Here is a 23,606-nt window from a genome sequence, read left to right as displayed (position 1 = left end):
ATGTCTGAGGATCAACATCTATGGGCCTGTGCGTTACATGTCGAGAAAGAGCATTGCGAACGAGCACTCGAGTTCATTGCTGAGCGTGTCGCACGTTGACCAGGTCCGGCGACACGCTACGCGCCCAGCGCTGGCAGGCAATTGCCCACAAGCTTGATCAACTTCGGACAGTCAAACCGTTGCCCCAATAGGCGGCTAACCCACGCTTGCCCGCTTGTTCAGCGATCAGCCTGAGAACCCTCGCCATACTTCCCATATTGCTGTGCGTCCGCACGCACAGCTGACAGACTACATCAGGCATGCCGCTCGTGCGTGTTGCATCTATGTTGCATGCAGGAGCCGGGGACCAGCTGCACACTAAGGAATGCTGAGGAAATTCAAGGGAATCACCGCGACACACCCACTGACAACATTCAGCAGGGGGTTTGTAAGTAACATATTGAAATATAGCAGAATTTTTGGATGCCCCGTGAGGATTCGAACCTCAATAGACGGAATCAGAATCCGTAGTCTTACCATTAGACGACGGGGCAATGAGGGGCGCGCAATATGATTGCGTGGGCCGTCTGTCAAGGCCGGTGCGACCGCCCGGTCGGGTTCGCGCAACAGGCGGCTTGCCCTTATCCAATTCGCCGCTAGCATCGCGCGCAGAACAGAAGAACAGAGGGGCCGCGCCCCGGCGCAGGTCCTGCACTTGGAGGTGGGCTGATGCGTCATGTCGCGATCGTCGGGTCGGGTCCGGCCGGATATTATACCGCCGAAACCTTGCAGAAGGCGGAGGATATCGCCGTCGACGTGATCGATCGCCTGCCCGTTCCCTATGGGCTGATCCGCACCGGCGTTGCCCCCGATCACCAATCGATCAAGGCGGTGTCGCGGCGGTACGAGGGTGTCGCCCTGGCGGACAATGTGCGCTTCGTCGGCCATGTGTCGGTCGGCACCGACATCGGGATCGACGAACTGGCGCAGCTCTACGACGCCGTCGTGCTCGCGACCGGGGCACCCAATGACCGGCCGCTGGGGATTCCCGGCGCCGATCTGCCCGGCGTCATCGGCAGCGCCGCCTTCGTTGGCTGGTACAATGGCCACCCCGATTTCGCCGACCTCGACCCGCCGCTCGACAGCCCCGGCGTCGCGGTGATCGGCAACGGCAATGTCGCGCTCGACGTCGCGCGTATCCTTGCCAAGACCCCCGCCGAATTCGCCGGCAGCGACATCGTCGCCCATGCGCGCGACCTGCTCGCGACGAGCAATATCCGGCACATCCACATTCTCGGCCGCCGCGGCCCGCACCAGATCGCGATGACACCGAAAGAGCTGGGCGAGCTGGGCCATCTCGAACGCGCCAGCCCGCGCGTCGACCCCGCCGATCTGCCCGACGAAGGCGACGATGCGCTGCTCGAACCCGGCATGCGCAAGTCGGTGACGCATCTACGGCAGTTCGCGGCGAATCCGGTTGCCAAGCCGGTGACGATCGACTTCGACTTCTTTGCCATGCCCGTCGCGATAGAGGGCGACGGGCGCGCCCAGCGCGTCATCGTCGAACGGACGCGGCTCGATGCCGATCTGCGCAGCCATGGCACCGGCGAAACCTATGCGATCGAGGCGGGTCTGGTCGTCAGCTGCATCGGTTATCAGACGCCGCCGATCCCCGGCGTGCCCTATGAACATGGTCGCGGCCGCTTCGCCAATAACGAGGGGCGGATCCTGCCCGGCCTTTATTGCGTCGGCTGGGCGCGGCGCGGGCCATCGGGGACGATCGGCACCAACAAGCCCGACGGCGCGCGCATCGCCGAAATGGTGCTGGAGGATATAGGCCGCGGTGGCGGCAAGCCGGGCCGTCCCGGACTCGACGCGCTGCTCGCGGGGCGCGGCATCGCGCCCGTCACCTTCCGCGACTGGCGCAAGATAGAGGCGGCGGAGGTCGCCGCCGCGCTCGAAGGCAATCCGCGCGAGAAATTCGTGCGCGTCGAGGCGATGATCGAAGCCATCGGGCGGTGACGATCCGCACGGCGCTGCGCTGGCTGCTCGCGCTCGCTTATGGCTATGCGGGCTACCGCCACCTTGCCACCCCCGCGCCCTTCGTCGCGATCACCCCGCCCTGGGTGCCGCAGCCGGCGCTGGTCGTCGCCGCGACGGGCATTGCCGAACTGGCGGGCGCGCTGGGGTTGCTGATCCCGGCGACGCGCAAGGCGGCGGGCTGGGGCCTTGCCCTCTATGCGCTGTGCGTGTGGCCGGCGAATTTCCATCACGCCTTCGCGCATGTCGCGATCGGCGGACAGACGCTCGGCTGGTGGTACCACGGCCCTCGCCTCGCCGCGCAGCCGCTCATCATCTGGTGGGCGCTGTGGGCGAGCGGCGCGATCGACTGGCCGTTCAAGAGGAAATAGCCGCCACCTCCGCCGTCGCGGCGGCGACGTGCATTATTTCGCCACCGGCGTCTCGATCGGCGGCTGGCCTTTCTGGCTCGCCGCATAGGCCTCGACCGCCTTCAGCACGCGCAGCATGTTGCCGCTCGCGATCTTTTCGAGGTCGGCCTGCGAATAGCCGCGCTTCGCCAGTTCGACGAACAACGCGGGGTAGCCCGACACATCCTCCATCCCGACCGGCGCCGAATCCATGCCGTCATAATCGCCGCCGAGCCCGATATGGTCGATCCCGGCCAGCTTGCGGATATGATCGATATGGTCGGCAACCTTCGCGACATCGGTCGTCGGCGTCGGGTTCGCCTTGTCCCAGTCGGCGAGCGCCTTGTCGGCCGCGGCGGGATCGCCCGGATACATCGCCTTCAACCGCGCCTGTTCGGCGGTACGCGACAGGCCATAGGCGCGCACCTGGGGGTCGAGGAAGGTCGGCAACAGCACCACCATCACGATGCCGCCGTTCGCCTTGACCAGCGGCAGCACGCTGTCGGGGACATTGCGCGGATGGTCGTTGACGCCGCGCGCGCCCGAGTGGCTGAACATCACCGGCGCCTTCGCGGCGGCGAGCGCGTCCTTCATCGTCGCCTCGCTCGTGTGGCTCAGATCGACGATCATGCCGATGCGGTTCATCTCGCGCACCACCTGTTCGCCGAACGGGGTCAGCCCGTCGTGCGCGGGCGCATCGGTCGCGCTGTCGCCCCACAGGGTGTTCCGGCTGTGGGTCAGCGTCATGTACCGCGCGCCGAGATCATACATGTCGCGCAGCACCGCCAGGCTCGATCCGATCGAATGACCGCCCTCCATGCCGAGCATGCCCACGATCTTGCCCGCCTTCATCGCCTTTTCGAGCTCGGCCGAACTGGTCGCGAGCATCAGGTCGTTCGGATAGCGCTGGACGAGACGCTTCATCACGTCGATCTGCTCCAGCGTCTGCTGCACCGCCTGCGCCTCGTTGCTGTTCGACGGGACATAGACCGACCAGAATTGCGCGCCGACATGGCCCTTGCGCAATCGGATCAGGTCCGTGTGCATCGCGATGCGATCGGTCGTCGCGGTATGGCTGGTGTCGTTGAAATCGAAACCGTTGATCATATTGTCGGCGCGCTCGCGCAGCGCCCAGGGCACGTCATTATGCCCGTCGAAGACCGGCGCCTTCTTGAGCGCGGCCTCGGCCACCGCCTCGGGCGAGGATTGCGCGGCGGCGGGAGTGGAGACAAGGGCGAGCGCGGCGAGGCCGGCGAGCAGGATAGATTTCGTCATAGATGGCGACCTTAAGGTGCATGGCGAGGAAATCGAGCCGAAATTTATCGTCTGTACGCCACCGCAAGGTCGCGCTTCCCTTGACGTTTACGTCAACCGGGCGCAGCATCGGGGTATGACTGCTTTCGACGATTGGTGCGCCCGTTCCCCCTATTATGACGAAACCCACGAGGCGCTGGCGCAAAGCGTCCGCCGCTTCGTCGAACGCGAGATCGCACCGCACATCGACCGCTGGGAGGCCGAGGGCGAGTTGCCGCGCGCGCTGCACAAGAAGGCGGCGGAAGCGGGTATACTTGGCCTGCGCTACCCCGAGCAATATGGCGGCCATTCCGAAGGCTTCGACAATTTCCACGGCCTCGTTCTGACCGAGGAGCTCGCCGCGGTCGGCGCGGGCGGACTCGGTGCCTCGCTGATGACGCACGGCATCGGCCTGCCGCCGATCCTCGCGCTGGGCTCGGACGAATTGAAACAGCGGGTCGCGCCGCCCGTGCTCGCTGGGGACAAGATCATCGCGCTCGGCATTACCGAAGCGGGCGGCGGCAGCGACGTCGCCAACCTCAAGACGACGGCGGTGCGCGACGGCGACGATTATGTTGTCAATGGCGGCAAGATGTTCATCACCAGCGGCATGCGCGCCGATTGGTTGACCTGCGCGGTGCGCACCGGCGGTCCGGGCGCGGGCGGCATCTCGCTGCTGCTCATCGACATGGACGCACCCGGCGTCGAACGCACGCGGCTCGACAAGATGGGCTGGCGCTGCAGCGACACCGCGGCGATCCATTTCGCGGACGTCCGCGTCCCCGCTGCAAACCTGATCGGGCCCGAGAACGGCGGCTTCATCGGCATCATGCGCAACTTCAATTCGGAACGGCTCGGCATGGCGATGGGCTGCTGCGCCTATGCCCGCGTCGCGCTCGCCGAGGCCGTAGAATGGGCGCAGAACCGCGAGACGTTCGGCAAGCCGCTCGTCGGCCACCAGTCGATCCGCATCAAGCTCGCCGATATGGAACGCCAGATCGAAGCGACGCAGGCGTGGGTCGACCTCTGCGCTTGGCAGGTGAAGACCGGCAAGGACCGCCCCGCCGATTTCGCGATGCTCAAGGTGCAGGCGACCCGGATGCTCGAGGCGGTCGCGCGCGAGGCGGCGCAGGTGCTGGGCGGCGCGAGCTACATCACTGGCAGCAAGGTCGAACGCATCTACCGCGAGGTTCGCGTCAACGCGATCGGCGGCGGCAGCGAGGAAATCATGCTCGATCTGGCGGGGCGGCAGCTCTTCGGCGGTCGGTGAGTTCGACCAACCTCGTTCTGCTCGTCGTCGCCGTCGCGACCGCGGCGGTGATGCTGTCGCCGCCGCTGCTGCGCTCGCGCGACTGGCGCGCGACCGTCACGCCACTCGCGTCGATCATCGGGTCAGGCTTCCTCGTCGCGGGGCCGATCCTTGGCCATGTCGCGGGCCATTATGCGGTCGCGGCGATGGCGGCGCTCTGCGCCATTTCCTATCTTTTCGGCCTTGCGGTGCGCGACAATATCAGTCGCCTCGAACCGATGCTCGCGGCCGAATCGCCGCCGCCGGTGCTGCTCTGGCTCGACCGCGCCGCCGATCTTGCGCTGATCCTCGCCTATTTCGTCTCGGTCGCTTATTATCTCGACCTGCTCGCCGATTTCGCGCTCAAGGCGTTCGGCGTCGTCGATCCGGTGGTTGCGCACGGGATGACGACCGCGATCCTCGCGCTGCTCGGCACCCTCGGCTATTTCGGCGGTCTGCGCTGGCTCGAGCATGTCGAGCTGGGCTCGGTCGGGCTTAAGCTGGCGATGATCGCCGCGCTCATCGCCGCGCTCGCCTGGGCGCTGGGGTCGGAAGTCGCGGCGGGAACGGTCGCGGTCCGTCCGCTCGCCGACCAGGCGGAGGGTTTCGACGCGGTCCGCATCCTGCTCGGCCTCATCATCCTCGTCCAGGGGTTCGAAACGTCTCGCTACCTCGGCGACAGCTACGACCGCGCGACGCGAGTGCGCACGATGCGCCATGCGCAGTGGATCGCCTTCGTCGTCTACATGCTCTTCATCGGCCTCCTGACGCCGTGGCTCGACGGGCGCCTGCCGCCCGAGGGCGGCGACACCCATGTCATCGAACTGCTGCGCCCCGTCGGCACCCTCGTTGCGCCGGCGATCATCGTCGCCGCCCTTCTGTCGCAGCTTTCGGCGGCGGTGGCCGATCTCAACGGCGCCAGCGGCCTCGTCGCCGGCGCCTCGCGCCAGCGAATCCCCGTCGCTATCGGCTATGTCATCGCAGCATCAGCCTCGATCGCGGTGGTGTGGGCGGGCGACATCTTCACCGTCATCGCCTGGGCGTCCAAAGCCTTCGTTCTCTATTATGGCATCCAGTCGGCGACCGCACTCGTCGTCGAATGGATCGACCCCGCCCCGACCCGCTGGGGCCGCATCGTCCTGCACGGCAGCGCCATCGCCATCGCGCTCGCCGTGCTGACCCTCGGCCGCGCCGCGGCAGGCTGACAAGCCGGCGGCGACGTTCTAGGATCGCGTGACGCCCCCAGTCGAGGATCGAGAGATGACGCTGACCGAAACAAGCCGCTGGCCCGCCGAGGCCGAAACCCTCCTTGATGATCTCGTCGATCTGCGCCGCGCTATCCACCGCGAGCCGGAACTCGGCCTTCAGAATCCCAAGACGCTCGCCAAGATCAAGGACGCTCTCGCCGGCCTGCCGCTCGAATTTCGCGAAGGGCCGTCGACCACGGGGCTGGTCGCGATCCTGCGCGGGGGTTTGGCGGGGAATGGCGGGAACGCGCGCACTGTGCTGCTGCGCGGCGACATGGACGCGCTGCCGCTGGTCGAGGATACGGGCCTCGCATTCACCTCGGAAACCAGCGGCGCGATGCATGCCTGCGGCCATGATACACATGTCGCGATGCTTGTCGGCGCGGCGAAGCTGCTCTGTGCGGCGCGCGACCGCCTGCCCGGCACGGTGATGTTCATGTTCCAGCCCGGCGAGGAAGGGCATCACGGCGCGCGGTTTATGCTCGACGACGGGCTGATCGATCCGCTGCCCGACGCGGCCTTCGCGCTCCACATCATGCCCAACGCGCCGCACGGCATCTTCGCGGGGCGCGCCGGGCCGCTGCTCGCTTCGTCCGACGTCCTCTCGATCACCGTCAAGGGCGCCGGCGGCCACGCCTCCATGCCGCAGGATGCGATCGACCCCATCCCCGTCGCCTGCGCGATCGTCACCGCGATCCAGACAATGGTGACGCGCCGCATCTCGGTCTTCGATCCCGCCGTCATCACCATCGCCAAAATCGCCGCGGGCACGACAAACAACATCATCCCCGAAACCGCGGACATGCAGGGCACGATCCGCACCTTGTCGCCGCATCGCCGCGCGATGGTCGCCGCCGAACTGCGGCGCCTCGTCCCCGCGATCGCCGAAGCGCATGGCTGCACCGCCGAGGTCGTAATCGAGGAGGGCTTCCCCGTCACCGTGTGCGACAGCCGCGCCGCCGCCTTCGGTCAGAGCGTCGTCGAAGAGGCATTCGGCGAGGCGGCCTGGCTGACGATGGACAATCCGGTGATGGGGGCTGAAGATTTCGCCTATGTGCTCGAAAAAGTGCCCGGCGCGATGTTCTGGCTCGGCGCCAGCGAGGCGGGCAGCGACTGGCGCCAGTGCTGCGGCCTCCACTCGAACCGCATGATACTCGACGAAAAGGTCATGGCCCGCGGCGCCGCCCTCCACGCCGCCCTCGCCGAACGCTTTTTGAACGAGGGTTTTGCCTGACGCACCGGCGCTTTTTTGACTTCGGTCAATGCGCAGCAGGAATTGGCGCCGCATGGTGGGGGCGTTCCGGTCGACCGCTGCGATCCCTTCATCGCCGGCGGCCCTTCCGGGCCGCTCTGGCCGCTCCCGGAGGTGGGGCCTTCGGCCCCGCGCCGCATCGCGGGGTCATGGGGAGGCAGGGCGTAAGCCGGCGCGCCGTGGTGCAATATCCGCGGCGCGCTGTGCGTTTAAGGAACCAGCACCGTGTCGCGTGCCTCAGGAAGCAGACGCGGGTAATCGAGCGTATAGTGCAGCCCGCGGCTTTCCTTGCGATGCAGGGCGCTGCGCACGATCAGGTCGGCGCACTGGAGCAGGTTGCGCAGCTCGATCAGATCGGTCGTCACGCGGAAATGTCCGTAATAATCCTCGACCTCGTGCGTCATCATGTTGATACGGTGCTGCGCGCGCTCCAGCCGCTTCGTCGTGCGCACGATGCCGACATAGTTCCACATGAAGCGGCGGATCTCGGTCCAGTTCTGCTTGATGACGACTTCCTCGTCCGAATCGGTGACGCGGCTTTCATCCCACGCGCGGATCGGCGGCGGCGTTTCGAGCTGGTTCCAGCGGGCGATGATATCCTTCGCCGCCGCCTCGCCGAAGACGAAACATTCGAGCAGCGAGTTGGACGCCAGGCGGTTGGCTCCGTGCAGCCCGCTTTCGGTGCATTCTCCCGCCGCATAGAGCCCCGGCAGGTCGGTGCGGCCGTCAAGGTCGATCAGGATGCCGCCGCAGGTATAATGCTGCGCCGGCACCACCGGGATCGGCTGCTTCGTCATGTCGATACCCAGCGTCAGCAGCTTTTCGTGGATGTTCGGGAAATGCCCCGCGACGAAATCGGGGTCCTTTTGGCTGATGTCGAGGTGGACATAGTCGAGGCCGAAGCGCTTGATCTGATCGTCGTTCGCGCGCGCCACGATATCACGCGGCGCCAGTTCGGCGCGCGGGTCGTAATCGGGCATATAGCGATGGCCGGTGACGGGATGCTTCAATATCCCGCCCTCGCCGCGCACCGCCTCGGTAATCAGGAAATTCTTGACCTCCAGATTGTAAAGGCAGGTCGGGTGGAACTGCATCATTTCCATGTTGGAAACGCGCGCGCCCGCGCGCCACGCCATCGCGATGCCGTCACCCGTCGCGCCGCGCGGCGCGGTCGAAAATTGATAGACGCGCCCCGCCCCGCCGCTCGCCAATATGGTCGCGCGGCCGACATGCGCGTGGACCTTCCCCGTCTTTTCGTCGAGCGCATAGACGCCCCAGACATGGCCCGACCCCGAATAGCGTAGCTCATGACGTCCACTGATCAGGTCGATGCACGCCTGTCCCGGCAGCAGCGTGATATTCGGATGCGCCTCGGCGGTCTTGAGCAGCGCCGCCTGCACCGCCCAGCCGGTCGCATCGTCGACGTGGACGATGCGGCGGTGCGAATGGCCACCCTCGCGCGTCAGGTGCAGCGCCTCGGCCTCCTTGTTGAAGGGCACGCCCATTTCGATCAGCCGCTCGATCGCGTGGGGCGCATTTTCGACGACGAACTCGACCGTCTCGCGCCGGTTGAGCCCGGCCCCCGCGATCATCGTATCGTTGATATGATTTTCGAACGTGTCGCCCGCGTCGAGTACCGCCGCGATCCCGCCCTGTGCCCAGGCGGTCGACCCGCCGGTCAGCTCGCCCTTCGCAAGCACGAGAACACGGCAATGCTCCGCCAGCGCGATCGCCGCTGTCAGCCCCGCCGCGCCGGAACCGACGATGATGACGTCGTGGGTCGCGGCCTCAGCCATTCGCCGCGCGCGTCAAATTCAGGAACACATCCTCAAGGTCGGCCTCGCGCGTCGACACGTCGACGATGCCATGCCCCATCGCATTCACCGCCGCGAGCACCTCGCCCGCGTTGGTGCGATCCTTGTTGTAGCTGATCGCCAGCCCCCGTTCGCCCTCGCGCTCGACCTTGTCGAAGGCAGAGTGCGACGGCAGCACGCTGACATCGGCATCCAGCGTCACGACGACGATCTTCTCGCGCGCCATGTCGACCAGCTCGCGCGTCGGCTTGTTGGCGATCAGCTTGCCGTGGTTAATGATCGCGATACGGTCGCACAGCTCCTCGGCTTCTTCCAGATAATGCGTCGTCAGCACCACCGTTACGCCGCGGTCGTTGAGGCTTTGCACATATTCCCAAAGCTGCTGCCTCAGTTCGATATCGACCCCCGCGGTGGGTTCGTCGAGCACGATGATCGGCGGCGAATGGACCATCGCCTTGGCGACGAGCAGGCGGCGCTTCATGCCGCCTGACAGCGTGCGCGCATAGGCATCGCGCTTGTCGCTAAGGTGCACCGCCGCCAGCAATTCGTCCGAAATGCGCTTGCCCTTCGGCACGGCATACAGGCCCGCCTGGTTCTCCAGCGTCTCGAACGGCGTGAAAAATGGATCGAAGACGATTTCCTGCGGCACGATACCGATCGAATATTTGGCGTTGCGCGGGTCGGCGTCGATGTCGAAGCCCCAGATGCTCGCATGGCCGCTGGTCTTGTTGACCAGCCCCGCGAGGATGTTGATCAGCGTCGACTTGCCCGCGCCGTTCGGGCCGAGCAGTCCGAATATCTGACCTCGCGGCACATCGAAACTGACATTGTCGAGCGCTTGCTTGCCCCCGGCATAGATTTTGGAAACGGCGTCGATGCGGATGGCGGCTTCACTCATGGCGCCTTCCATAGCCGCGCCGGTGCGGGTGCGAAAGGGCCTCGGCGGCAAGCTTTTCTTTACCATAAGCTGTAAGCATATTTTGCGACCTCACCGCTAAGGGGGGATGCGTGAGGACCAGACACATCATCGACCCGCGCGCCATACTGCGCGGCTTCGCAGCGTGCGCTCTGCTGACGGCTCCGGCGATCGGACCGGCGGCGCATGCCCAGACCACATCGCCGCAATCGACGACGCAGGCACAGGCCGAAGCGATCGTGCTGCGGCCGCTGTCCTTCTTCAAGGTCAACGACCTCGATTTCGGCGACATCATCGCCTCGGGCAGCGCCGGCACCGTGCGGCTTGCCCCCGACGGCACGCGCAGCCGCACCGGCGGCGCGACGCTCGCGGGCAGTTCGGGCGAACCGGCGCGCTTCGCCGGGCTCGGCAGCTACAATCGCCAGGTCAATATCTCGCTCGGTTCGAACAGCATCTGGATCACCGGCCCCGGCCAGCGGATGCGCGTGCGCGATTTCGAGATCGGCAGCACCCCGACCGCGATCCTCTCGACCTCGCCGACGCGCTTCCGCATCACCTCGGCGCTGGGCAATTATAATTTTCCAGTCGGCGCGACGCTGGAGGTCAATGCCAATCAGGCGCCCGGCGACTACAGCGGCACCTTCACGATCACGCTGAACTATCTGTAAGCGTCGCCCGTTGCGGGCGGAGCGATCGAGACCGATTGCCCCGCCCGCACCTGCTTGCTAAAGGCGCGTCGATGACCCAGCCTGCACCCGCTCCCGAAACGATCCGCACGTCCAAGACCCGCATCGCATGCGACGGCACGGGCGACGGGCTCGCCAACGCCGCGCTCGGCCACCCGCGCGTCTGGCTGGAGATCGATCCCGACGATGGGTACGTCGATTGCGGCTATTGCGATCGGCGTTTCGTGCTGATCGGCGGGGTCGCTGACAAGGCATAGAGTCGGGGGCCTGACGCACCGCCTCCGCGCAAAGGTAAAGACCCGCTTTACCATGCCTGCGCATCCTCCCTTCATGCCCTGCTGGCATAGTGTGCCGGACAGGAGCAGAATCGTGGGGATTCAAGGGACCAACTTCCGACCGATGGCCTTATGCCTCGCCGCCGCTGCCACGGCAGCGGCGCTGATGGGGCCGTCCGCATCGGCGGCCGAGACGACCGGCACCGCGAATGCCGCGGTGGTGCGGCCGAACACGCTCATCAAGACCGACGACCTCGATTTCGGCACGATCGTCAGCGGCGCGACCGGGGGCACGGTGACGGTCAATCCGGCGACCAATGCGCGCGGCTCGGCGGGCGGCGTCACGCTCGCCGGCAGCGGCGCGCAGCGCGGGGTATTCCAGGGTACCGGCGGCCTGCTGCTGATCACTGTCAGCGGCAGCAATTCGGCGACACTGACCCGCGCAGGCGGCGGCGCGCCCGCAATGACCGCCACGCTGACCCGCGCGATGACGACAAGCGGCGGCGGCATTATCCTGCTCGGGTCGAGCGCGACGCTGCTGCCCAGCGGGGTGCAAACCTATTATGTCGGCGGCACGCTCAGCGTCCCGGCGAACCAGCCCGAGGGCGATTACAGCGGCACCTTCACGCTGACGGTCAATTATCTCTAGCCGGTTCGACCCTGGGCCGATCACCAATCAGAAGATAGCGAGCGGTCCTAGCGCACCCTGCGCCCCGTCCAGATGACCCGGCCGACGAGCCGGATCGCCGACAGCGGCAGATCGTCCCAGCTACGATAGTGCGGATTGTCGCTGATGACCGACACGCGCCCCGGCCCCGGCGCGCGCGCGATGCGTTTGACCATCAGCACATCGTCCATCCGCAGCACATAGATGCCGTCGCGCAGCCGGGCGGCCGCGTCGCCGCCATCGACCAATATATCGTCGCCATCGCCCAGCGTCGGCGCCATCGAATCGCCTTCGACGCGAATGATGCTCAGCGCGCGCGGGTCGGCGCCCAGATCGCGCAGCCAGCGCGGATCGAAGGCGACCTCACTTTCCACAGCTTCGCCATCGACGCTCGCGCCCGGCCCCGCGGAAGCGCCGATCGCCAGCTTTGGCACCAGCACGAGGTCGCGGCCGCGCGCGCGCGGCGTAGGCGCGGCGACGCGTAGCGCCGGGCCGCCCAGCAGCGCCTCCGACACGCCCAGATAGGCGGCGATGCGCGCCCGGTCCTGTTCACCCAACCGCCGCGGCGATCCGCGCTTGATATATTGCTGGATATAGGCGGGGTTGCGCCCGATGCGCGCCGAAAGCTGGGCATAATCCACCCCCTTTTCGGTCAGCAGCCGGTCGAGCATCCGGCGCGGGTCGTCGTCGATATCGGTCAAGGACTGGTCCTTCCTATTTCATCTCTAGCAATAGGATTTTTCCTAGACAAGTAGGAAAATGCCAATCAAATAGGAATTATCCTATTGATCGAATCGCGGGCAGGGAGATGACGATGCAGGGCATTTTGCTGGAACGGATCGAGGCCTTTCTGAAAGAGGCCGATATGCCGCCGAGCGTGTTCGGCCGCGCCGCCGTCCACGACCCGCGGCTGGTGAGCGACCTTCGCGGCGGGCGGATCTGTGGCCGCGCGGTGATCTGCCGTGCGGAACATTTCATGAACAAATGGCGTGCCGACTTCCGGGCCGGCCGCGTGACGCCGATCGGCGACCGCCGCGTCGGCAGCCGCGCCAACAAGAGCCGCCGCGCATGATCCGCTGGTCGCACACCGCCCCCATGCGGCCCACCTGCCCGCACCGCCGCATCGCGCGCCTGCTGACGCGCTTGCTGCCGCCGGGATCGCAGCTCGGCGCATCGACGATGCGACCTTGGGCCAGCGCCAATTTCATCGGAGCGCGCCACCGGTTTGCGCTGACGCTGCCCGCCGGAACCGCCCTCACTGATCTTTCGGCGCGGCTCGCCGCCTTCGACTGGCGGCTGGCCGGCCACATCGTCGCCGATGTCGCGGTCGAAGCGCAGCCAGGCGGCCTATGGGTCGAATTATTGAGCGTGGAGGATTAAGCGCTAGCTCGCGGTGTGCGAATAGCCGGGTTTAATGGCCGAGGCGCATCGCGACCGACGCGAGCCAGGCTTCCTGCGCGGCCGCGGGCATCGGGCCGCGCGGTGCGCGCACCGCATCGTTCATCGCGTCGAGATAGGTCAGGACGGCGGCGCGATAGCCGCCCCCGGCCACCGCCGATTCGAGCTGGCTCGCCAGCGTTTCGACGATCGCGAAGCCATGATCGCGCGCAAGGCAACGAATGTCGTCGACCCCCTGCACGATCTGGGTCAACGCACAATGCGGGAGCGCTTCGGCAAGCGCGCCAATCTGCCCGGAAATCTGGTTTTCGATATCGGTGAAAAAATCGGCCTGGGTACGCATCATCCACCCCCTGTCCATAAAGGGAGGATGCGCGCCTTTGGTTAACGCCGGGTTAGCGGTGGGTGCGGGCGACTTCGCGCTGTTTGCAGCGATACATGTCGCGGTCGGCGGCGGCGAGCACGTCCGATTCGCTCATCCCGGTCTGCAGCATCGCGACGCCGAAGCAGGCCGACAGGCGAACCTCCTGCCCGTCATAGTTGGCGGGCTCGGCGCTCAGCACCTCGGCCAGCCGTTCGATCTGCGCGCGGGCGCCCTTTTCGCTCGACTGATCGAGGATCAGCCCGAATTCGTCACCGCCGATCCGCGCTGCGACATCGGTCGACCGGATCGAGGCCGACAGGCGGCCCGCAATCTGCATGAGCGCGAAGTCGCCGGCGGCATGCCCCAGCGTGTCGTTGATCTGCTTGAGCTGATTGACGTCGATGAACACGACCGCCGCGCTTTCGGCATGGCGTTCGAAGCGCGCGAGGCGCTGGTGAATCGCGGTCAGGAAGTAGCGGCGATTGAACAGCGGGGTCAGCGTATCGCGTTCGGACACGCGTTCGAGCTCCGCGACCGCGATCTTCAGGATGCGGTTCTCACGGCGCAACGCATCGCGTTCGCGGCGCATTTCGCGCAACTGGTCCTCGATGGAGTCGACGGATACGAAACCGGCCCTTTCGACCGCGATCCGCGCCCCCCCTACGCTATCCATTCCCTATCCCCGATGCGCATCCGGTGGGTCGCCGGCAGGACGCCGGCAGGATGGGCATGGCAGGCAGGTTAGCCACGACTTGATACCAAGACGTAAACGCGGTGCCATTTTGGTGACATTGCCCGCGCGCGGTCGAGTCGCTAGGGGGAGGCAGCGGCGATTCATCGCCCGGGCAGGAGGGACGGAATGGGCGACGGCGCAGCCAGCGCGAAAGCCAGCATCGGCGTAATCATGGGCAGCCAGTCGGACTGGCCGACGATGGCGCATGCGGTCCAGATCCTCGAAGAATTCGGCATCGCGCACGAGGTGCATATCGTCTCCGCGCACCGCACCCCCGACCGGCTCGTCGCCTATGCCAAGGGCGCCGCCGACCGCGGGCTCCAGGCGATCATCGCGGGCGCCGGCGGCGCCGCGCATCTGCCCGGCATGGTCGCGGCGATGACGCGCGTTCCCGTGCTCGGCGTGCCGGTCCAGTCGGCGGCGCTCAGCGGCGTCGACAGCCTCTATTCGATCGTCCAGATGCCCGGCGGCGTCCCCGTCGCGACCTTTGCGATCGGCAAGGCGGGCGCGACCAACGCGGGGCTGTTCGCCGCCGCGTTGCTCGCCAACACCGATGCGGACCTCGCCGCGCGGCTCGACGCGTGGCGCGCGAAACAGACCGACAGCGTCGCGCCGACGCCCGTGCGCGAAGGCTGACCCGCTTTGCTTTCCCCCGGATCGACGATCGGCATCCTGGGCGGCGGCCAGCTTGGCCGGATGCTCGCGGTCGCCGCCGCACAGCTCGGCTACAAAGTTCATGTCTATGCCCCCGACGCCGAAAGCGTCGCGGCCGAAGTCACCGCCCACCACACGCAGGCGGCGTGGGACGATGAACCGCGCCTCGCGGGCTTCGCGGCCGCGTGCGACATCGTGACCTTCGAATTCGAAAATGTCCCGGTCGACACGGTGCGTTTCCTGTCGGGCCATGTCGCGGTCCATCCGGGCGGCAAGCCGCTCGAAATCGCGCAGGACCGGCTCACCGAAAAATCCTTCGTCGCCGATCTCGGCGGCCGCACCGCGCCTTTTGCCGCGGTGCCGACGCGCGCGGCACTCGATAGCGCGCTCACCGCCATCGGCACCCCCGCGATCCTCAAGACCGTGCGCATGGGCTATGACGGCAAGGGACAAGCGCGAATCGCCGCGCCCGCCGATGCCGATGCGGCGTGGGAGGCGATCGGCGGGCAGCCCGCGATCCTCGAAGGCTTCGTCGCCTTCGACCATGAATTTTCGGTTATCATGGTGCGCGGCATCGACGGCGAAACGCGCTTTTGGGACAGTTCGGCGAATGTCCACGAAGGCGGCATTCTCGCCGTCTCCAGCCTGCCGCCGCCGTCCATCGTCCTCGACCAGCAACCCGCGGCGCGCGCGATGATGGCGGCGATCGGCGATGGGCTCGACTATGTCGGCGTGCTCACCGGCGAATTTTTCGCCACCGACGCGGGGCCGGTGTTCAACGAGATGGCGCCGCGCGTCCACAACAGCGGCCACTGGACGATCGAGGGCGCGGTGACGAGCCAGTTCGAAAACCATATCCGCGCCGTCGCGGGCCTGCCGCTCGGCGATACGGCGGTGCCGCTACTGCCGGTGACGATGCACAATCTGATCGGCGCGCAGATCGAAAAGATTCCGGCGCTGCTTGCCGACGGCGCCGCGCACGTGCATCACTACGGTAAGACCGAGGTGCGCGACGGGCGCAAGCTCGGCCACGTCACTTGGGTTGGAGCCTCTCCCCGATGAACCGCCCGGATATCACGCTGGTCCTTGCACGCGCCGCCAATGGCGTGATCGGTGCGGGGGGCAAGATTCCCTGGCACCTGCCCGCCGACCTGCGCCGCTTCAAACAGCTCACCATGGGCCGCCCGATGATCATGGGGCGCAAGACCTTCGACAGCCTGCCCACGGTGCTGGAGGGGCGGCGCCACATTGTCCTCACCCGCGACGCGGGCTGGCAGGACGAAGGCGCCGAGCCCGTCGCCAGCGTCGAGGAAGCGCTGCGCCTCGCCAATGCGCCGCAGGCGATGGTGATCGGCGGCGCCGAAATCTACGATCTGTTCCTGCCGCTCGCGACGCGGATCGAATTGACCGAGGTTGCGATCGAACCCGCGGGAGATGCGACCATCGCCTATCCCGATTCCGCCGACTGGCAGGTCGTGGCGCGCGAGGATCATCCGGCCGACGACGCGGGGCGCCCGGCCTACAGCTTCGTCACCTTCACGCGCAAAGCGGGATGATGGCACGCGCAAAGCGGGACAATGGGGGAGAATTGACATGCGCCGCTGGCTGATCGGCATCTTAGCACTGCTCGTCGTAGGGGCGGCCGCCTTCTTCCTCCTCGCCCCCGGCATGATCGAGCGCGGGCTCAACAAGGTCGACGGCAAGCCGCTGCCAACGGTCAGCGCGCGCGCCGCCGCGCTGCACAAGACGCTGACGATCGTCGATCTGCACAGCGACAGCCTGCTGTGGGGGCGCAATTTCCTGAACCGCGCGACCCGCGGCCATATGGACCTGCCGCGGCTCGAAGAGGGCAATGTCGCGCTCCAGATCCTCTCCAGCACCACCAAATCGCCAAAGGGCCAGAATTACGACGCCAATGGCGACGACAGCGACAATATCACCCCGCTGGTGATCGCGCAGCTGCAGCCAGTGCGGACGTGGAACTCGCTGCTCGAACGCTCGCTCTGGCACGCGACGAAGCTGCACCGCGCCGCCGCGGCGTCGGACGGCAAGCTGATGGCGGTCGCGAGCCCCGCCGAACTCGACACGCTGCTCGCCGCGCGGCGCACTAAAACCCCACCGCCCGTCGGCGCGATGCTCAGTGTCGAGGGGCTCCACGATCTCGACGGCAATATCGACAATCTGGACAAGCTCTACGGCGCCGGCGTCCGCATGGCGGGGATCACCCACTTCTTCGACAATATCTTCGCCGGATCGATGCACGGGCTGAAAAAGGGCGGCCTCACCCCGCTCGGCCGCGACCTGATCGGCCGGATGGAAGCGAAGGGCATGATCGTCGACATCGCGCATTGCAGCCACGCCTGCGTCGTCGACATCCTCAAGATGGCGCGCCGTCCCGTCGTCTCCAGCCACGGCGGGGTGCAGGCGACGTGCAAGGTCAACCGCAACCTCACCGACGACGAAATCCGTGGGCTGGCCGCGACCGGCGGCGTCATCGGCATCGGCTATTGGGACGCGGCGGTGTGCGACACCTCGCCCGCCAGCGTCGCCAGGGCGATGAAGCATGTCCGCGACCTCGTCGGCATCCAATATGTCGCGCTCGGCAGCGATTATGACGGCGCGACCACGGTCCGCTTCGACACGTCGAAGCTGGTTCAGGTGACGCAGGCGCTGCTCGACGCGGGCTTCAGCGACGATGAAATCCGCGCCGCGATGGGCGGCAACGCGCTCCGCGTCATCCGCGCGGGGATCGTGCCGCTGACGCCGCCGGCCCGATGACTCGATTTCCAAATCCGTCGGCCCTGAGCGTGTCGAAGGGCCGCCCTTCCTTCTGGCGAGGTTGAAAGAAAGAACAGTGCTTCGACAAGCTCAGCACGAACGGAAGACAGGGTGGCCATGATCCGCCTCGACGGCCACGAACGTATCGAGGGTGCGCTGCGTGGCGGCGTCATCGCGCTTGGAAATTTCGACGGCTTTCACGCCGGACACCAGGCGGTGGTCGGCCGCGCGGTGCATCATGCCAAGGACGACGGGCGCCCCGCGATCGTCGCGACCTTCGATCCGCATCCGGTGCGCGTCTTCAAACCCGACGCGCCGCCCTTCCGCCTGACCACGCTCGACCAGCGGCAGCAATTGTTCTGCGCGGCGGGCGCCGACGCGATGCTCGTCCTGCCCTTCGACGCCGCGCTCGCCGCGACGACGGCGGAGGATTTCATCACCGAATTGCTGCTCGAACGCTATGGCGCGGCGGGGGTCGTCACCGGTGCCGATTTCGTCTTCGGCAAGGGCCGGGGCGGCGATGTCGTGACCCTCGCCGATCATGCCCGCCGCCTCGGCTTCTTTACCGAGATGGTCGCGCCGGTCGACGACAGCACCGAGGTGATCTCGTCGAGCCGCATCCGCGACGCGCTGCGCGCGGGCGACTGCGCGACCGCGGCGCGCCTGCTCACCCGCCCCTTCACGGTGCGCGGAACCGTCCAGCATGGCGACAAGAACGGCCGCCTGCTCGGCTTTCCGACCGCGAACATCGACATGGGCACCTATTTGCGCCCGCGCTACGGGATCTACGCCGTCACCGGCCGCCTGCTAAGCGAGGGGCCGGGGGGCCGCATCCTGAAAGGCGCCGCGAACCTCGGCATCCGGCCGAGCTTCGATCCGCCCAAGGAATTGCTCGAACCGCATTTCTTCGATTTCGACGGCGATCTCTACGGTCAGGAAATCGACGTCGAATTCCGCGCCTTCATCCGGCCCGAGGCGAAATATGAGGGGATGGACGCGCTGATGGCGCAGATTGCGGCGGATTGTGACGAGGCGAAGCGGCTGCTCGCCGACGTCTGACATGCCCGCCATGAACCGGGGCCCGGGTCCAACTTGACGACGGGGGAAAGATGACCGACAGCGACGACTGGGCCGCCGGCCTCTCCGGCCCGCCCAAAAAGCCGATGAAGCGCGGCACCAAAATCTTCCTCTGGCTCTTCGCCGCGCTCGTCGCCTGGCTCACCCTGTCGAACGCGACCTGGCTCGCGCCCGATCCCGTCGGCAAGCGCGTCCTGATCGCGCACCGCGGCGTTTCGCAGCTTTTCGACCATCGCGGCGTCACCGACGACAGTTGCACCGCGACGCGCATCCATCCGCCCGAACATGCCTATATCGAAAACAGCCTGCCTTCGATGAAGGTCGCGATCGGCCGCGATGCCGGGGCGGTGAAGTTCGACGTCGCGGCGACGAAGGACGGCCGGCTTGCGGTGTTCCACGACTGGACGCTCGACTGCCGCACCGAGGGCAAGGGCAATATTCGCGACCGCACGATGGCCGAACTCAAACGGCTCGACATCGGCTACGGCTATACCGCCGACGGCGGAAAAACCTTCCCCCTGCGCGGCAAGGGGGTGGGATTGATGCCCAGCCTCGACGATGTGCTGCGCGACCTCGGCCATGCGTCGCTGATCGTCAACTTCAAGTCGCGCGACCCGCGCGAAGGCGCGCTGGCGCTCGCCGCCTTTGCCCGCGCGGGGATCGATCCGAACCAGCCGCGATTCGGCTTTTTCGGCAATGCGCGCGTGCTCCAGCCGATCCGCGCCCGCGCGCCGCGCGCCTGGACGCTCGACCCCGAAGGTGCCAAGCGCTGCACCGGCGATTACATCAAGTTCGGCTGGTCGGGCTGGTATCCGCCGAGCTGCGTCGGCGGCACAATTATGGTGCCGCTCGACTATCAATGGGCCTATTGGGGCTGGCCCGACCGCCTGCAGGCGCGCGCGGCGGCGCACGGCACCCGCGTCCTGATGACCGGCGCCCGCGGCGACAAACAGGGCGGCATGGGCCTGTGGCGCGTCGACCAGCTTACGCGCATCCCGGCCAGCTTTACCGGCTATGTGTGGATCGACGACATCTACAATCTCGGCCCGGCGCTCCGCCCGCGCCAGAAATAGCTCCGTTTCGGGCCTAGTGAACCCCGGCGCAAGCCGGGCCCCAGACGCCCTTCGAATCGCCCCGGACACGGCGCGATCAACTTAAACGTGACTAGCGCGCCTCACTTGCGCTAAGCGCCGCGACCATGACCGACAGCACCTCCGCCCCCGATCAGCGCGATTACCGCGACACCGTCTTCCTGCCCAAGACCGACTTTCCGATGAAGGCCGGCCTGCCGCAGAAGGAGCCGCTGATTCTGGCGAAATGGCTCGAGAGCAATCTGGAGGCGCAGATTCGCGAAGCGCGCCGCGGCCGCGACCAGTTCATCCTCCACGACGGCCCGCCCTACGCCAATGGCGACATGCACATCGGCCATGCGCTCAACCATATCCTGAAGGACATGGTTGTCCGCACCCAGACGCTGAAGGGCAAAGACGCGCCCTATGTTCCAGGCTGGGATTGCCACGGCCTGCCGATCGAGTGGAAGGTCGAGGAACAATATCGCAAGAAAAAGCTCAACAAGGACGAGGTTCCGGTCGAGGAGTTCCGCGCCGAGTGTCGCGCCTATGCGCAGCATTGGGTCGACACCCAGCGCGAGCAGCTCAAGCGTCTCGGCATCGGCGGCGACTGGGACCATCCGTATCTGACGATGGATTATGAGGCCGAGGCGACCATCGTGCGCGAACTCTTAAAATTCGCCGCCAATGACATGCTCTATCGCGGCGCCAAGCCGGTGATGTGGTCGCCGGTCGAAAAGACCGCGCTCGCCGAGGCCGAAGTCGAATATGAGGATATCGTCTCGACCCAGATCGACGTGGCGTTCGAGATCGTTGAAAGCCCGATCGCGGAGCTGGTCGGCGCGCATGCGGTGATCTGGACAACGACGCCTTGGACGATCCCGGTGAACCAGGCTTTGGCCTATGGGCCGGAGGTTGAATATGTGCTGGTAGCTACCGCGCGTGGCCAAGCCAAAATGCTCAACCCCGGCGATCCAATGCCCTTAGTTGAAGATCTCAAATATCTAGTCGCTGCACCGTTGCTGGACGAGTTCCACAAGCGCATCAAACATTCAGTGCACGGGTTCGCACCGGGCACCGTCGTAAAAACGATCAAAGGCAGCGACCTCGCCGGCACCATCGCCCGCCACCCGATGCACGCACTCGGCGGCTTCTTTGCGCGTCCGCGCCCCTTCCTCGCGGGCGATTTCGTCACCACCGACAGCGGCACGGGCCTCGTCCATATGTCGCCCGATCACGGCGAAGACGACTTCGACCTCTGCAAGGCGAATGGGCTCGACCCCGTCTTCGCGGTCGAGGGCGACGGCAAATATCGCGAGGACTGGGGCTGGCTCGGCGGTCAGGGATCGGTGATCAACCCCAAGTTCAACGCCCCCGACGGCCCGATCTGCTCAGACCTTCGCGAAGCCGGTGCGCTACTGGCCGCCAGCGCCGACTATAAGCACAGCTATCCGCACAGTTGGCGCTCGAAGGCCAAGATCATCTTCCGCTGCACCCCGCAATGGTTCGTGCCGATGGACAAGGTGATGACGCATATCGAGCCCAAGACGCGCAGCGAACGGCGCTGGGAAGGCGAAGGCGGCGCGATCAACCCCGCCGAAGAGGGCCTGTGCGACGCCCCGACCTTGCGGCAGGCGGCGATGCAGGCGATCGACGACACGCGCTTCGTCCCCGCCAAGGGCCGCAACCGCATCGGGTCGATGGTCGAAGGACGCCCCGACTGGGTGCTCAGCCGCCAGCGCGCATGGGGCGTGCCGATCACGCTGTTCGTCGACCGCAAGACCGGGCAATATCTCAACGACCCGCTTGTCAACGACCGCATCGTCGCGGCGGTGAAGGAAGCCGGCGTCGATGCGTGGAGCGACGCGCGCGCGCAGGAATATCTCGGCGATAGCTACAATGCCGCCGATTACGAGCGCATCACCGACATTCTCGACGTCTGGTTCGATTCGGGCTGCACCCACGCCTTCGTCCTCGAAAGCGGTCGCTGGCCCGCGCTCATCCGCCACGACGGCGGCACCCACAGCGCCGACCTCTATCTCGAAGGCAGCGACCAGCATCGCGGCTGGTTCCAGTCGTCGCTGCTCGAAAGCTGCGGCACGCGCGGGCAGGCGCCGTACAAGGCCGTCCTCACCCACGGCTTCACGATGGACGCCAAGGGCTTCAAAATGTCGAAGTCGCTGGGCAACACGATCAGCCCGATCGACCTGATGCGCGACTATGGCGCCGACATCCTGCGCCTGTGGGCGCTCAGCGTCGATTTCACCGAGGATCACCGCATCGGCAAGGAAATCCTCGCCGGGGTCGCCGACCAGTATCGCAAACTGCGCAATACCTTCCGCTACCTGCTCGGCGCGCTCGACGGGTTTACGGAGGAAGAACGCATCACCGACGTCGCGGCGATGCCCGAACTCGAACGCTATATGCTCTCGCTGCTCGCCGATCTCGACGCGAAGCTGCGCCAAGCGGTCGATGATTTCGACTATAACGCCTACACGCGCCTCCTCGCCGATTTCTGCAACGAGGATCTGTCGGCCTTTTATTTCGATATCCGCAAGGACGTCCTCTACTGCGACCTCGGCCCCGCCGCGCCGCTCGGCACCGACACCCGCCGCGCCTATCGCAGCGTGCTCGACGTGCTGTTCCACGCCCTCGTCCGCTACGCCGCGCCGGTGCTCGTGTTCACCAGCGAAGAAGTATGGGGCACGCGCTATCCCGACGCGGGCAGCGTCCACCTGCTGGAGTGGCCGGATTTCGCCGCCCTCCTCCGTCACCCCTGCGAAGGCGGGGGTCCAGCTTCCAACGACGGTGAAAAGCTGGATTCCCGCCTTCGCGGGAATGACGAGTTGATTGAGAAGTGGGCGCAAATCCGCGGCACCCGCGCTCTCGTCACCGAACGCATCGAGCCGCTGCGCCGCGAAAAGACCATCCGCTCCAGCCTCGAAGCCGAAGTATGGCTCCCGAGCGAAGCCGGCGACGTCGATTATGAGGAAATCTTCATCACCTCGACCGTCCATCAAGGCGACTGGGACGTGAAGCGCACCGAAAACCACAAATGCGGCCGCTGCTGGCGCCATCTGCCCGAAGTGACCGCCGACGGCGCCTTGTGCAATCGCTGCGAGACGGTATTGGACGCGCAATGAGCACGCGTTCTCCCCACCTGCGCTTCGGCCTGATCGTCGCCGCGGTCGCCTTTTGCCTCGATCAGCTCGTCAAATGGGTGGTGGTCGTGCCGCTGTCGCTCGAAACCCAGCCCTATGGGCAGATCGAGCTGCTACCGGTCTTCAACCTGACCTGGGCAGAAAATTGCGGCATTTCGCTGTCAATGTTCGCCAAGTGCAACGATACGACGCGCTGGACGCTCGTCGCGGTGACCGCCATCGTCGCGGCGGCGGTCGCGCTGTGGATGACGCGCGAAAAGGCGCGCGGCGACGTCATCGCGCTCGCGATGATCCTCGGCGGCGCGCTCGGCAATATCATCGATCGCGTGCGTTTCGGCTATGTCGTCGATTTCGCCGATCTGCATTTCGGGGCCTTCCGCCCCTTCATGATCTTCAACGTCGCCGACGCCTGCATCACGCTCGGCGTGCTTTTGCTGGTTGCGCGCGCGCTGCTCTTCGGCGAAAAGACCCCCACGGCCGCCGACCAGGCGGCGAAAGAGTAAACGGGGCGCATAGGGAGTCTAT

General features: G+C 66.2%; 25 protein-coding genes and 1 tRNA gene. 19 read left to right on the top strand and 7 right to left on the bottom strand.

Annotated features, from left to right (window positions below):
• Entirely contained in the window at positions 1–99 is a 99-nt protein-coding gene (locus AOA14_RS20370) for a DUF6961 family protein (RefSeq protein WP_409372262.1), read from the top strand.
• Positions 100–459: 360 nt separating this feature from the next.
• Here AOA14_RS20370 and AOA14_RS10635 read toward each other — a convergent pair.
• Positions 460–533, bottom strand: a tRNA-Gln gene (locus AOA14_RS10635).
• Between the two features lie 175 nt (positions 534–708).
• Here AOA14_RS10635 and AOA14_RS10630 point away from each other — a divergent pair.
• The gene (locus AOA14_RS10630) at positions 709–2,001 is read left to right on the top strand and encodes an FAD-dependent oxidoreductase (RefSeq protein ID WP_062901781.1); all 1,293 of its coding nucleotides are present in this window, start codon (positions 709–711) and stop codon (positions 1,999–2,001) included.
• The gene (locus tag AOA14_RS10625; protein WP_238929628.1) at positions 1,998–2,390 is read left to right on the top strand and encodes a DoxX family protein; all 393 of its coding nucleotides are present in this window, start codon (positions 1,998–2,000) and stop codon (positions 2,388–2,390) included. The genes AOA14_RS10630 and AOA14_RS10625 overlap by 4 nt, the downstream gene beginning before the upstream one ends.
• Positions 2,391–2,423: 33 nt before the next feature.
• On the opposite strand, the gene AOA14_RS10620 is transcribed toward AOA14_RS10625, so the two are convergent.
• Complete coding sequence (locus tag AOA14_RS10620; protein ID WP_062901780.1) at positions 2,424–3,683, bottom strand: dipeptidase; 1,260 nt, start codon at positions 3,681–3,683, stop codon at positions 2,424–2,426.
• A 115-nt stretch (positions 3,684–3,798) separates the two neighbouring features.
• On the opposite strand from AOA14_RS10620, the gene AOA14_RS10615 reads away from it, so the two are divergent.
• Genes AOA14_RS10615 through AOA14_RS10605 form a run of 3 tightly spaced genes read left to right on the top strand, consistent with a single transcriptional unit; the run spans position 3,799 to position 7,470 of the window.
• Complete coding sequence (locus AOA14_RS10615; protein WP_062901779.1) at positions 3,799–4,971, top strand: acyl-CoA dehydrogenase family protein; 1,173 nt, start codon at positions 3,799–3,801, stop codon at positions 4,969–4,971.
• On the top strand, positions 4,968–6,194 hold the full coding sequence (locus AOA14_RS10610) for an Aq_097 family APC-type transporter (protein WP_062901778.1): 1,227 nt from the start codon (positions 4,968–4,970) through the stop codon (positions 6,192–6,194). Before AOA14_RS10615 ends, AOA14_RS10610 begins: the two co-directional genes overlap by 4 nt.
• A 55-nt stretch (positions 6,195–6,249) precedes the next feature.
• Positions 6,250–7,470 carry a M20 metallopeptidase family protein gene (locus AOA14_RS10605; RefSeq protein WP_062901777.1) on the top strand — a complete coding sequence of 407 codons (1,221 nt, stop codon included), beginning with the start codon at positions 6,250–6,252 and terminating at the stop codon, positions 7,468–7,470.
• Positions 7,471–7,697: 227 nt separating this feature from the next.
• On the opposite strand, the gene nadB is transcribed toward AOA14_RS10605, so the two are convergent.
• The gene (nadB, locus tag AOA14_RS10600; protein WP_062901776.1) at positions 7,698–9,284 is read right to left on the bottom strand and encodes an L-aspartate oxidase; all 1,587 of its coding nucleotides are present in this window, start codon (positions 9,282–9,284) and stop codon (positions 7,698–7,700) included.
• The gene (locus AOA14_RS10595) at positions 9,277–10,200 is read right to left on the bottom strand and encodes an ABC transporter ATP-binding protein (protein ID WP_062903114.1); all 924 of its coding nucleotides are present in this window, start codon (positions 10,198–10,200) and stop codon (positions 9,277–9,279) included. The genes nadB and AOA14_RS10595 overlap by 8 nt, the downstream gene beginning before the upstream one ends.
• A gap of 110 nt (positions 10,201–10,310) precedes the next feature.
• On the opposite strand from AOA14_RS10595, the gene AOA14_RS10590 reads away from it, so the two are divergent.
• The 3 genes from AOA14_RS10590 to AOA14_RS10580 all read left to right on the top strand — a co-directional run bounded on the left by AOA14_RS10590 (position 10,311) and on the right by AOA14_RS10580 (position 11,828).
• On the top strand, positions 10,311–10,886 hold the full coding sequence (locus tag AOA14_RS10590; RefSeq protein WP_234178503.1) for a DUF4402 domain-containing protein: 576 nt from the start codon (positions 10,311–10,313) through the stop codon (positions 10,884–10,886).
• Positions 10,887–10,957: 71 nt separating this feature from the next.
• A complete protein-coding gene (locus AOA14_RS10585; RefSeq protein ID WP_062901775.1) occupies positions 10,958–11,161 on the top strand; it encodes a zinc-finger domain-containing protein in 204 nt (67 codons plus the stop codon).
• A 112-nt stretch (positions 11,162–11,273) separates the two neighbouring features.
• Positions 11,274–11,828: a DUF4402 domain-containing protein gene (locus AOA14_RS10580; protein ID WP_202988225.1), complete on the top strand. Its 555-nt coding sequence runs from the start codon at positions 11,274–11,276 to the stop codon at positions 11,826–11,828.
• A gap of 47 nt (positions 11,829–11,875) precedes the next feature.
• Here AOA14_RS10580 and AOA14_RS10575 read toward each other — a convergent pair whose 3' ends face one another.
• Positions 11,876–12,517 carry a S24 family peptidase gene (locus AOA14_RS10575; protein ID WP_062903112.1) on the bottom strand — a complete coding sequence of 214 codons (642 nt, stop codon included), beginning with the start codon at positions 12,515–12,517 and terminating at the stop codon, positions 11,876–11,878.
• A 143-nt stretch (positions 12,518–12,660) separates the two neighbouring features.
• Between AOA14_RS10575 and AOA14_RS10570 the strand changes: the two genes are divergently transcribed.
• Positions 12,661–12,918, top strand: coding sequence for a hypothetical protein (locus tag AOA14_RS10570; protein WP_186402985.1), 258 nt, complete (start codon positions 12,661–12,663; stop codon positions 12,916–12,918).
• A complete protein-coding gene (locus AOA14_RS10565; protein ID WP_062901772.1) occupies positions 12,915–13,226 on the top strand; it encodes a hypothetical protein in 312 nt (103 codons plus the stop codon). The genes AOA14_RS10570 and AOA14_RS10565 overlap by 4 nt, the downstream gene beginning before the upstream one ends.
• A gap of 31 nt (positions 13,227–13,257) precedes the next feature.
• Here AOA14_RS10565 and AOA14_RS10560 read toward each other — a convergent pair whose 3' ends face one another.
• Complete coding sequence (locus AOA14_RS10560; protein ID WP_062901771.1) at positions 13,258–13,590, bottom strand: hypothetical protein; 333 nt, start codon at positions 13,588–13,590, stop codon at positions 13,258–13,260.
• Positions 13,591–13,639: 49 nt separating this feature from the next.
• On the bottom strand, positions 13,640–14,281 hold the full coding sequence (locus tag AOA14_RS10555) for a GGDEF domain-containing protein (protein ID WP_003040940.1): 642 nt from the start codon (positions 14,279–14,281) through the stop codon (positions 13,640–13,642).
• A gap of 186 nt (positions 14,282–14,467) precedes the next feature.
• Here AOA14_RS10555 and purE point away from each other — a divergent pair, with 186 nt between their 5' ends.
• The 8 genes from purE (at position 14,468) to lspA (ending at position 23,584) form a co-directional block, all read left to right on the top strand.
• Positions 14,468–14,977, top strand: a complete 510-nt coding sequence (gene purE / locus AOA14_RS10550) for a 5-(carboxyamino)imidazole ribonucleotide mutase (RefSeq protein WP_003040942.1) — start codon at positions 14,468–14,470, stop codon at positions 14,975–14,977.
• Between the two features lie 6 nt (positions 14,978–14,983).
• Positions 14,984–16,057 carry a 5-(carboxyamino)imidazole ribonucleotide synthase gene (locus AOA14_RS10545; protein ID WP_082819897.1) on the top strand — a complete coding sequence of 358 codons (1,074 nt, stop codon included), beginning with the start codon at positions 14,984–14,986 and terminating at the stop codon, positions 16,055–16,057.
• A complete protein-coding gene (locus AOA14_RS10540) occupies positions 16,054–16,551 on the top strand; it encodes a dihydrofolate reductase (protein WP_062901770.1) in 498 nt (165 codons plus the stop codon). The genes AOA14_RS10545 and AOA14_RS10540 overlap by 4 nt, the downstream gene beginning before the upstream one ends.
• Before the next feature lie 37 nt (positions 16,552–16,588).
• Positions 16,589–17,773: a dipeptidase gene (locus AOA14_RS10535; protein ID WP_062901769.1), complete on the top strand. Its 1,185-nt coding sequence runs from the start codon at positions 16,589–16,591 to the stop codon at positions 17,771–17,773.
• A 117-nt stretch (positions 17,774–17,890) separates the two neighbouring features.
• A complete protein-coding gene (locus tag AOA14_RS10530) occupies positions 17,891–18,832 on the top strand; it encodes a bifunctional riboflavin kinase/FAD synthetase (protein WP_062901768.1) in 942 nt (313 codons plus the stop codon).
• Between the two features lie 50 nt (positions 18,833–18,882).
• The gene (locus AOA14_RS10525; RefSeq protein ID WP_062901767.1) at positions 18,883–19,923 is read left to right on the top strand and encodes a glycerophosphodiester phosphodiesterase family protein; all 1,041 of its coding nucleotides are present in this window, start codon (positions 18,883–18,885) and stop codon (positions 19,921–19,923) included.
• 125 nt (positions 19,924–20,048) lie between these two features.
• Positions 20,049–23,063, top strand: coding sequence for an isoleucine--tRNA ligase (ileS, locus tag AOA14_RS10520; RefSeq protein ID WP_062901766.1), 3,015 nt, complete (start codon positions 20,049–20,051; stop codon positions 23,061–23,063).
• Positions 23,060–23,584, top strand: a complete 525-nt coding sequence (gene lspA, locus AOA14_RS10515; protein ID WP_062901765.1) for a signal peptidase II — start codon at positions 23,060–23,062, stop codon at positions 23,582–23,584. The genes ileS and lspA overlap by 4 nt, the downstream gene beginning before the upstream one ends.
• The last annotated feature ends 22 nt before the right edge of the window (positions 23,585–23,606 follow it).

Source organism: Sphingopyxis terrae subsp. terrae NBRC 15098 (assembly GCF_001610975.1).
GTDB lineage: Bacteria > Pseudomonadota > Alphaproteobacteria > Sphingomonadales > Sphingomonadaceae > Sphingopyxis > Sphingopyxis terrae_A.
Note: the sequence above shows the minus strand (reverse complement) of the source record. Positions and strands in the feature narration are given on the sequence as shown.

Bases quoted from the DNA above. Each gene is read 5' to 3' on its own strand.
- AOA14_RS20370 (WP_409372262.1), top strand. From the start codon at position 1: ATGTCTGAGGATCAACATCTATGGGCCTGTGCGTTACATGTCGAGAAA.
- AOA14_RS10630 (WP_062901781.1), top strand. From the start codon at position 709: ATGCGTCATGTCGCGATCGTCGGGTCGGGTCCGGCCGGATATTATACC.
- AOA14_RS10620 (WP_062901780.1), bottom strand. From the start codon at position 3,683: ATGACGAAATCTATCCTGCTCGCCGGCCTCGCCGCGCTCGCCCTTGTC.
- AOA14_RS10615 (WP_062901779.1), top strand. From the start codon at position 3,799: ATGACTGCTTTCGACGATTGGTGCGCCCGTTCCCCCTATTATGACGAA.
- AOA14_RS10605 (WP_062901777.1), top strand. From the start codon at position 6,250: ATGACGCTGACCGAAACAAGCCGCTGGCCCGCCGAGGCCGAAACCCTC.
- nadB (WP_062901776.1), bottom strand. From the start codon at position 9,284: ATGGCTGAGGCCGCGACCCACGACGTCATCATCGTCGGTTCCGGCGCG.
- AOA14_RS10595 (WP_062903114.1), bottom strand. From the start codon at position 10,200: ATGAGTGAAGCCGCCATCCGCATCGACGCCGTTTCCAAAATCTATGCC.
- AOA14_RS10585 (WP_062901775.1), top strand. From the start codon at position 10,958: ATGACCCAGCCTGCACCCGCTCCCGAAACGATCCGCACGTCCAAGACC.
- AOA14_RS10575 (WP_062903112.1), bottom strand. From the start codon at position 12,517: ATGCTCGACCGGCTGCTGACCGAAAAGGGGGTGGATTATGCCCAGCTT.
- AOA14_RS10570 (WP_186402985.1), top strand. From the start codon at position 12,661: ATGCAGGGCATTTTGCTGGAACGGATCGAGGCCTTTCTGAAAGAGGCC.
- AOA14_RS10565 (WP_062901772.1), top strand. From the start codon at position 12,915: ATGATCCGCTGGTCGCACACCGCCCCCATGCGGCCCACCTGCCCGCAC.
- AOA14_RS10560 (WP_062901771.1), bottom strand. From the start codon at position 13,590: ATGATGCGTACCCAGGCCGATTTTTTCACCGATATCGAAAACCAGATT.
- AOA14_RS10555 (WP_003040940.1), bottom strand. From the start codon at position 14,281: ATGGATAGCGTAGGGGGGGCGCGGATCGCGGTCGAAAGGGCCGGTTTC.
- purE (WP_003040942.1), top strand. From the start codon at position 14,468: ATGGGCGACGGCGCAGCCAGCGCGAAAGCCAGCATCGGCGTAATCATG.
- AOA14_RS10540 (WP_062901770.1), top strand. From the start codon at position 16,054: ATGAACCGCCCGGATATCACGCTGGTCCTTGCACGCGCCGCCAATGGC.
- AOA14_RS10535 (WP_062901769.1), top strand. From the start codon at position 16,589: ATGCGCCGCTGGCTGATCGGCATCTTAGCACTGCTCGTCGTAGGGGCG.
- AOA14_RS10530 (WP_062901768.1), top strand. From the start codon at position 17,891: ATGATCCGCCTCGACGGCCACGAACGTATCGAGGGTGCGCTGCGTGGC.
- AOA14_RS10525 (WP_062901767.1), top strand. From the start codon at position 18,883: ATGACCGACAGCGACGACTGGGCCGCCGGCCTCTCCGGCCCGCCCAAA.
- ileS (WP_062901766.1), top strand. From the start codon at position 20,049: ATGACCGACAGCACCTCCGCCCCCGATCAGCGCGATTACCGCGACACC.
- lspA (WP_062901765.1), top strand. From the start codon at position 23,060: ATGAGCACGCGTTCTCCCCACCTGCGCTTCGGCCTGATCGTCGCCGCG.